Source organism: Pseudomonas fragi (assembly GCF_002269505.1).
In the GTDB taxonomy this organism is placed as follows: Bacteria; Pseudomonadota; Gammaproteobacteria; order Pseudomonadales; family Pseudomonadaceae; genus Aquipseudomonas; species Aquipseudomonas fragi_D.
Genome location: NZ_NQKQ01000011.1, coordinates 156,157 through 163,814, shown reverse-complemented (window position 1 = coordinate 163,814; position 7,658 = coordinate 156,157). Strand labels below are relative to the sequence as shown.

Here is a 7,658-nt window from a genome sequence, read left to right as displayed (position 1 = left end):
TCGGTACTCAAGTGTTTGTATTGGGTAGACATGGCAACACCTTACATCAGGTGTTGCACTTGTTCCTTGAGACCGCCTATCCTTCCATTTTCCATCTTCTTGAAAAACTGATTGAGCATTTGATTTAACGTCTTTGACTTTTTTCAATTCTTAAACTCTGTAAAAAAGTATCCATCGCGTTGAAGTTCTTTGTATTTTGAGAAGTGTAGCTTCGGTGTGTACATTTCATCAACACCTTTTCGGACGATGTAAACAGTGATGCTGCTGATGCTCGAACCTGATTTGTATTCTGTCTGAAACTGAAAGTAATTCATGCGGTTCTTTTGATGCATTTCGTTTATGTCTACTTGTCGCATTGTGCCATCGCCAAAAATACCGCTCGGGAATTTGATAGTTAAATTCTTATAAAGTGGATTTTTGATTTTTGACCATGCATTAGCATCAACAATATAGTTTATGTAAACGGCTGAATTGTGACGATAGTTTTTTGTATTCGTACAAATGTTGTTCAGCATTATAATGTCTTGAATTTCTTTCGAATTCTGCAAAGTCAAATCTTGATAGATGTTCCATTTCTTAATCGGCAGGACCGTAGGTTTTGCTTCGTAATAGTAGTAGCGGTCTGCGCATTTAGCATTCGCTTGAACTGAAATTAGGGCGAGGAGGGCGGTAGCAAGTATTCGTTTCATCGTCGTGAGAGTCCGTTTCGTAGACGCAAAAAAGCCCCATTGCTGAGGCTTGGAGTGACCTTTGGGGTGGTTTTGCCTTACCGACTGAACATGCCTCGGACTGCAGAGCGAACGCTGCTGGTTGCTTCTGATTTCACAGAGTCAGTCGCACTTTTCACCATGTCACCCAAGAAGCTCGATTCTTCTGTGTTTTGGTTCGTTCCAGAATTCGTAGTAGCAACGCTATTTTGACCAGTGCCCGGAATGTACTGAACCTTCTGACCGCCTTCCATTGCCACTGTGCTTGCTGCGGGCTGTGTGCTTGCTCCCGGCATGTAGGCAGAAGCTTGTTTCTGCATATCTGCGCAGCCTGAAAGGCTCAGGGAAAGGGTGATTGCTACAAAGCTGATTGCACGTTTCATGTCCATTTTCTCGCGTGTGTACAACGTTTTGGATGCCAGACGGGCGGCTTAGATTTTAATTCTACGTGTAGCGTAGAATTACTCAAGCGGAGTCTACGTTAGGCGTTGTTACGGGCGAACGAAAAATGGAGTTAACTGCTTGTTTCTTATACTGAAATTTGCAGATGAAAAATTTACAACTGGGGCAGACAATCAAACGTCTGCGTGCTGCTGCTGGATTGAGCCAAAGCGAGTTGGGGCTACGTGCTGGTTTTGACCCCAACACGATCTCTCGATTCGAGCTAGGCACTGTCACGCCTTCTGTTGACGCTCTGTACAAGCTGGCTATCGAGCTGGAATGCACTGTGCGTGATTTCTTCGTCGATTTTGATGATGACGCTGACAAGCGTGCTTACCTGTTTAACGCCATCTGCAATGCTGACAGTGAAGAGCTGAATCGCCTCGTCGTGCTCGTCAGTACCCCTGCTAAAAAGGCTTAGTCGCCTAATCATCTGAGAAATATCCTACGCACGTCAGATCTACGTCTGACGTAGAGGGGATTAAAATCAGACGCTTCTTGTCGGCATTTTCTTGCTCGACCTTCATGCCTCACTGATACTGTGTGCATATACAGTATTATGAGCAATCACCATGTTTTCAATACTCGGCCCCATTTCAAGCCAGTCCAATCCAGTCAAGAAGCCCGTTGTAGGCCGTGTGAGCTGTGGTTTCCCTTCGCCCGCGCTCGAATATTATGAGCCTCCTCTATCAATAGATGAGCTGGTTTCCCTGCGTGAACCATCGCGTTGGCTGCTCCGTGCAGATGGAGATTCACTAAGGGATATTGGTATTTACGATGGTGACGTTTTGGTTGTGGACAAAGCTCTTGAACCGCTCAACGGTGACATTGTTGTTGTAGTCATTGGTTCTGATTTTTGCTGCAAAGAGTTCAGGGAGCGTCATGGTCAGTCACCACTTCTGATTGCGCACAATCCGATGAATTCAGATGTTGAGGTTGGTGACTGGGAAGAGATTGATTTGTGGGGTGTCGTACTGTGGAACCTGCACAAGGTTTCAAGGTAATGGCAGTCTTCTGTCTCGTGGATTGTGACTGCTTTTATGTCAGCGCTGAACGCCTGTTTGACCCTACGCTGATAGGTGTTCCTGTTGTCGCTTTAAGCAATTCAGACGGCTGTGTCGTTTCTCGGTGTCCGATAGCAAAAAGCAAAGACATTGCTGGTGGTGGTTTGGCTATAAAAATGGGCGCGCCGTTCTTCGAAATTAAGCACCTGATGAAGAGTCATGGCTTGCGTGTGGTCAGTTCTAACTATGCCCTATACCAAGAGGTGTCTAACCGCGTAATGCGCGTTTTAGAGACGTTTGCGCCCAAAATTGAAGTGTATTCGATTGATAAGAATAAGTTGCATACTGTGGACGTCCAAAGTTAGATGGCGTCCCCATGGACATTGACGCTTGTTCTTACAGAGATTTCACTTGCCTACCGTCGAACACATTCACTTCAATCCGCATGACCTTTCTGTCAAAAACCGCCTGATTACCTACTCGTTGAATAGCTCCCGTGTAGTGATCGAAGGACTACCACAAATATTCTGGGCAGACGGCTTGCCTTGGAGAGAAGCCAATCTCTGGGCTATGGAGAGAGTCACCAATGGTGAGGCACTCCTTAAGACCGTTTCCAGCAACCTGAACGGGCTGTTGAACTACGCGAAGTTTTTGGAGAGTCGCAGTCTTCAGTGGTTTGAGTTTCCGTCTCGAAAAGCTGATCGATGTCTTGTTCAGTACCGTGGTGCGCTTATCAAGGCTCGTGATGCTGGTCATATCAGTCCTGCCACAGCTTCCGAGTACATGCGTAATTGCATCAGTTTCTACAGGTGGGTTAGGAGGCGCGGCCTTCTAAACCCGCTATTGCCGCTGTGGAAGGACAAGCGCTATTTCATCAAATTCTTTGACCAGGTGGGCTTCGAGCGAACGCTAGCTGGCACCACCACCGATCTGGGTATTCCAAACCGAAAACGTATTGGGGTCACATTGGAAGGTGGGCTACTTCCTGTGTCTGCGGCTGATCGAGACGCTATTCTTGATTTCGCAAAACAGAACGCCTCACCGGAGCTTTATCTGATGTTGGCTCTAGGTTTTTTTACGGGTATGAGACTGGGAACGATCTGTGACCTTCGTATTGATACGTTGGAGCGAGCCTTACATGATCCGTCTGCTAAAGGTCTGCTTCTGATATCCGTAGGGCCAGGTGCGTCCCCACCCGTGCATACCAAATTTGGAGTAACTGGCCAGATATGGATTCCCGAAGCTTTGTGTTCGGAAGTCCTTGAGTACACCAAGAGTCTTCGCAGGTTAACTCGCGAGGCATCTGCTGCTGGCGAGCATCAAGATCTAGTGTTCTTGACACGGTTCGGAAACCCCTTCGGACGTCGCAACAGTGATCAGTCTTCGGCCATAAACGTTGAGATGTCATCGCTTAGAAAATTAGGCATCGCGTCGGGCATCAAAGCGCTCAGGAAGTTTCGCTTCCATCAGTCCAGGTGCACTTTTGGGACTGAGCTCGCCAAGCTGGCTTTAGCAACACTAAAAATCATCAGTTGAGTTGTCCCCATAAGGGAACGGGTAAACCAGTTAAATGCATGTCAAATATTTCTGAAGCTTAAAGCCTGTAAAGCGTTCAGGCTGGCCTCCCAATACCTGGGCTGCTCCCATCAGTATTAATCATATGATCGGCCATTTCTGAGAACATAAGTTGCAGCTTGCTGTTTAGCGCTGTGTCATTCACCTGCTCATCAATCGCCTGACGCATGCACAACATCCATTCGTCGCGTTCAACGATACTGACTGCATAGGGCGCATGTCGCATGCGCAGACGCGGGTGGCCGCGCTCCAATTGGAATAACGGCGGGCCGCCGAACCAGCCGCTGAGGAACTTGAATAGACTGTCAGCGCTTTCAGCAAGAGCCGGTGGGTGCATCCGGCGTACTACTCGCGCTTCAGATAGCGTCTCCATCAGCTCGTAAAAGCGGTCGACGAGTTTACGAATGCCTGCCTCACCACCTAACTGGAGATAGGTACTGGCGCTGTCCCTATGCTGCGAACTCAAGAGTTCAGTCATCTCATCACCCCTCAATTTAGAAACTTTACCCACCCAGCAAGCGCAAGTGCTGCAAAGCATGTCCAGCCTGAGAAAAGCCACCGCCAAGCGAGCGTCCGCGGGACAAAACCCACACCCTTCACAAAGCCTACGCTCATAGCAGCAAACAATGCCGCAGCCAGCACATGGTCAACTTTCCCATCGGCGGCTGCCATCATGGGAGGATAAAGCGTGCAGGCAAGCATGATCGTTACGGCGATAACCAAACTCAGCGGATGAATTCGTGAGGAAGATTGGGTGCTAGCGATATTTGGCATCATGACTGTGCCTCGTCATTGTCACTCAAGGCTCGGCCAGCTTCATTCTCGCCCCACATCGCATTCAATATAGCCAGTAGTAATGCAAAACCGACTCCCAGCATCCAGGCGAAATACCACATGTTTATTACTCCTTTGCCGGCACTAGTAGGCTGAATGTTCGTTGGCTTTGATCTGTGCGACGGTGACTTTGCCCCGCATAACGCGATATGCCCACGAGGTGTAAATCACGATCAGTGGCATGAAGATCAACGTGGCCCAGAACATGATGGCCAGGCTTAAATGACTGGAGACGCTGTCCCACACAGTAAGGCTTGCGGCAGGCACTGTTGATGACGGCATGATGAATGGAAACATCGACACACCTGCCGTGCTGATGACGGCGATCACCGCAAGCGATGAGGCAACAAACGCCGAAAGTGTGCGACGCATCATCAGCAACATGGCGGCACCTGCTGCGCCAACCAATCCCAGTACGGGCAACAGCCACAACAAAGGATAATGACCATAGTTGGCCATCCAGGCGCCCGCTTCGCGCACCACAGACTTGTTGAGAATATCGGGCAGTCCGGCGGTATCAACGACTGACGTGATGCGATAACCGTCTATGGATTGCAACCAGATACCGGCAACGATGAATGAGCACACCAGCACAATCGCCGCACCAACTGCGCCTTTGATTGCCCTCGCCTGGATAACACCTTCAGTGCGATGTGCCAGATAGGTACCGCCTTGCAAGGTGATCATTGCACTACTCACCACACCGGTCAGAAGCGCAAAGGGATTCAGCAGTTGCCAGAAACTGCCAGTGTACGTCGATACCAGAAGGTCGTTGAAGTGGAACGGTACACCTTGCAACAGGTTACCGAACGCGATCCCGAATACAATGGGTGGTACGGTCCCACCCACAAAAAGTCCCCAATCCCAAGTACTGCGCCAAGTGGAATTGTGAATCTTGCTGCGATAGTCAAAACCCACCGGACGGAAGAACAGCGCCCATAGGACCAGAATCATCGCCCAATAGAATCCGCTGAATGCGGTGGCATATACCACAGGCCACGCCGCGAACAATGCGCCGCCTGCAGTGATGAACCAAACCTGATTCCCATCCCAGTGCGGACCAACGGTGTTGATAACGACGCGCCGCTCCAGGTCATTGCGGCCAACAAAGGGCAGCAGCGTGCCAACCCCCATATCGTGACCATCCATGATGGCGAAGCCGATCAGCAGCACGCCGACCAGAGCCCACCAGATAATTTTCAGTGTGAAGTAATCAAGCATGGTGGAGTTCCTTCAAATGGGCGTCGTGGACATAACGGCCTGTACCGAGGCTGCCAGGACCTTGACGGGCAAACTTGACCATCAGGAACATTTCAACCACCAGCAGCACGGTGTAGAAAACGATGAATCCCGCCAGCGAGCCATAGAGGTTGTTGACGCTGAGGGTGGAAACACTCATGTGGGTCGGCAGGACACCGTAGATGGTCCATGGCTGACGGCCGTATTCAGCGACGAACCAGCCCAGTTCGCAGGCAATCCATGGCGCAGGCAGCATGCAAAGTGCCCAGCGCAGTAACCAGCGGCTTCGCGTGCAGGTCGACTTTAAGGTGCTCCAGAAGGCAAGCCCGAAGAGCATAAGCATGGCAAAACCCAGGCCTACCATGATACGGAACGCCCAGAACATCGGTGTCACGCGCGGTACTGTATCGTTTACGGCCTTTTCGATAATGGCCGGCGTAGCCTGGTTAACATCTTCGACATACTTTTTAAGCAGCAGGCCAAAGCCCAGATCGGCTTTGTATTCTTCGAACGTCTGGAAAGCCACCGAATCGCTGCGATTGGCCCTGAGGGCCTCAAGCGCATTGACGGCGGTAATGCCGCGGAGAATGCGAGCGCGGTTTTTTTCTTTAATGTCATGTATGCCTGGAATTTGCTTGCTGACTGACCGGGTGCCAATCAAGCCCATCACCCAGGGCACTTCAACTTCCCAGTTATTTTTGGAATCGGCTTCGTTGATGCTGGCTACCAATGTCAGGCCCGCTGGCGCAGGCTTTGTTTCCCACATCGCCTCCATGGCTGCCAGCTTGGTTTGCTGCGCTTCACCCACCGTGTAACCCGACTCATCACCCAACACGATCACGCTCAGCACTGAGGCCAGACCGAAGGCGGCCGCCACCCGGAAGCTGCGTTTGGCAAACTCGACATCACGATTCTTGAGCAAATACCAACTGGAAATCGACAGCACAAACATCGAGCCGGTGACGTAACCGGCGGAGACGGTGTGCACGAACTTGGCCTGCGCCACCGGGTTGAAAACCACCGCCCAGAAATCAACCATCTCCATGCGCATGGTGATGTAGCTGAACTCTGAACCCACCGGATTCTGCATCCATCCATTGGCGATCAAGATCCACAACGCTGAAAGATTTGTCCCAATCGCCATCAGCAGCGTGACCAGCAAGTGGTGCTCTTTCTTCAGACGATCCCAACCAAAGAAAAACAGGCCGATCATGGTCGATTCAAGAAAGAACGCCATCAAGCCTTCGATGGCCAGTGGAGCTCCGAAGATGTCGCCGACGTAGTGCGAGTAATAAGCCCAGTTGGTACCGAACTGAAATTCCAGGGTGATACCCGTCGTCACCCCGAGGGCGAAGTTGATGCCGAACAGCTTGCCCCAGAAGCGCGTCATGTCTTTCCAGATGACATTGCCGGTCATGACATAGACGCTTTCCATGATGACGAGCAGCCACACCATGCCAACCGTGAGCGGTACAAAAAGAAAGTGGTAAAGCGCAGTGGCTGCAAACTGCAGCCGAGACAAATCCACCAGTTGTTCTGAAATCACTTGCTTGCCCCTTGAGTCGAGGTGGGTACACCGAACCTTGCGCCGATGGTGTTCGAGTCGACGCTGACGTGCGAATCCCGGATGAACAGCCACCACAGCACTGTCAGCACAAGTAGTTTGATCACTACTGCCGTGAGCAGATGGCGTCGCAGTCGTTTGTCGGAAATGGTCATGTCTATGCAGCTAGCACATTGCATGCCAAAGGCTAGAAAATTATTTTTATCTATTTAAAACAAGTAGTTGGATAATAATCCAGCGGTGCGCGGAGGGGGCAGGTAGGTCAGTGCGCTGCCAATGACTGCCATCGATGGC

Annotated in this window: 12 protein-coding genes; 4 read left to right on the top strand and 8 right to left on the bottom strand. The window is 50.6% G+C overall.

From position 1 onward, the window contains the following. Window positions 1-143: 143 nt before the first annotated feature. Window positions 144-689: a hypothetical protein gene (locus CJU81_RS12435; RefSeq protein WP_095036856.1), complete on the bottom strand. Its 546-nt coding sequence runs from the start codon at window positions 687-689 to the stop codon at window positions 144-146. A gap of 77 nt (window positions 690-766) precedes the next feature. Next, window positions 767-1,090 carry a hypothetical protein gene (locus tag CJU81_RS23780; RefSeq protein ID WP_141232596.1) on the bottom strand — a complete coding sequence of 108 codons (324 nt, stop codon included), beginning with the start codon at window positions 1,088-1,090 and terminating at the stop codon, window positions 767-769. A 164-nt stretch (window positions 1,091-1,254) separates the two neighbouring features. Here CJU81_RS23780 and CJU81_RS12430 point away from each other — a divergent pair, with 164 nt between their 5' ends. From CJU81_RS12430 to CJU81_RS12415, 4 genes are all read left to right on the top strand, one after another. After that, complete coding sequence (locus CJU81_RS12430) at window positions 1,255-1,569, top strand: helix-turn-helix domain-containing protein (protein WP_095036855.1); 315 nt, start codon at window positions 1,255-1,257, stop codon at window positions 1,567-1,569. Between the two features lie 151 nt (window positions 1,570-1,720). Next, a complete protein-coding gene (locus tag CJU81_RS12425; protein ID WP_095036854.1) occupies window positions 1,721-2,152 on the top strand; it encodes a LexA family protein in 432 nt (143 codons plus the stop codon). After that, on the top strand, window positions 2,152-2,517 hold the full coding sequence (locus CJU81_RS12420; protein WP_095036853.1) for a Y-family DNA polymerase: 366 nt from the start codon (window positions 2,152-2,154) through the stop codon (window positions 2,515-2,517). The genes CJU81_RS12425 and CJU81_RS12420 overlap by 1 nt, the downstream gene beginning before the upstream one ends. 25 nt (window positions 2,518-2,542) lie before the next feature. Next, window positions 2,543-3,688: a site-specific integrase gene (locus CJU81_RS12415; protein WP_095036852.1), complete on the top strand. Its 1,146-nt coding sequence runs from the start codon at window positions 2,543-2,545 to the stop codon at window positions 3,686-3,688. 76 nt (window positions 3,689-3,764) lie between these two features. Here CJU81_RS12415 and CJU81_RS12410 read toward each other — a convergent pair whose 3' ends face one another. The 6 genes from CJU81_RS12410 to cydP are packed head-to-tail and all read right to left on the bottom strand — an operon-like array spanning window position 3,765 to window position 7,519. Continuing rightward, entirely contained in the window at window positions 3,765-4,205 is a 441-nt protein-coding gene (locus CJU81_RS12410; RefSeq protein WP_095036851.1) for a group II truncated hemoglobin, read from the bottom strand. A gap of 11 nt (window positions 4,206-4,216) precedes the next feature. Then, window positions 4,217-4,504 carry a cyd operon YbgE family protein gene (locus tag CJU81_RS12405; protein WP_095036850.1) on the bottom strand — a complete coding sequence of 96 codons (288 nt, stop codon included), beginning with the start codon at window positions 4,502-4,504 and terminating at the stop codon, window positions 4,217-4,219. After that, window positions 4,501-4,623, bottom strand: coding sequence for a cytochrome bd-I oxidase subunit CydX (gene cydX, locus CJU81_RS12400; RefSeq protein WP_047574401.1), 123 nt, complete (start codon window positions 4,621-4,623; stop codon window positions 4,501-4,503). Before cydX ends, CJU81_RS12405 begins: the two co-directional genes overlap by 4 nt. A gap of 22 nt (window positions 4,624-4,645) precedes the next feature. Continuing rightward, a complete protein-coding gene (cydB, locus tag CJU81_RS12395; protein ID WP_095036849.1) occupies window positions 4,646-5,782 on the bottom strand; it encodes a cytochrome d ubiquinol oxidase subunit II in 1,137 nt (378 codons plus the stop codon). Then, window positions 5,775-7,346, bottom strand: a complete 1,572-nt coding sequence (locus tag CJU81_RS12390) for a cytochrome ubiquinol oxidase subunit I (RefSeq protein ID WP_095036848.1) — start codon at window positions 7,344-7,346, stop codon at window positions 5,775-5,777. Before CJU81_RS12390 ends, cydB begins: the two co-directional genes overlap by 8 nt. Further along, window positions 7,343-7,519: a cytochrome oxidase putative small subunit CydP gene (cydP, locus tag CJU81_RS24065; RefSeq protein ID WP_164747899.1), complete on the bottom strand. Its 177-nt coding sequence runs from the start codon at window positions 7,517-7,519 to the stop codon at window positions 7,343-7,345. Before cydP ends, CJU81_RS12390 begins: the two co-directional genes overlap by 4 nt. Window positions 7,520-7,658: the final 139 nt, after the last annotated feature.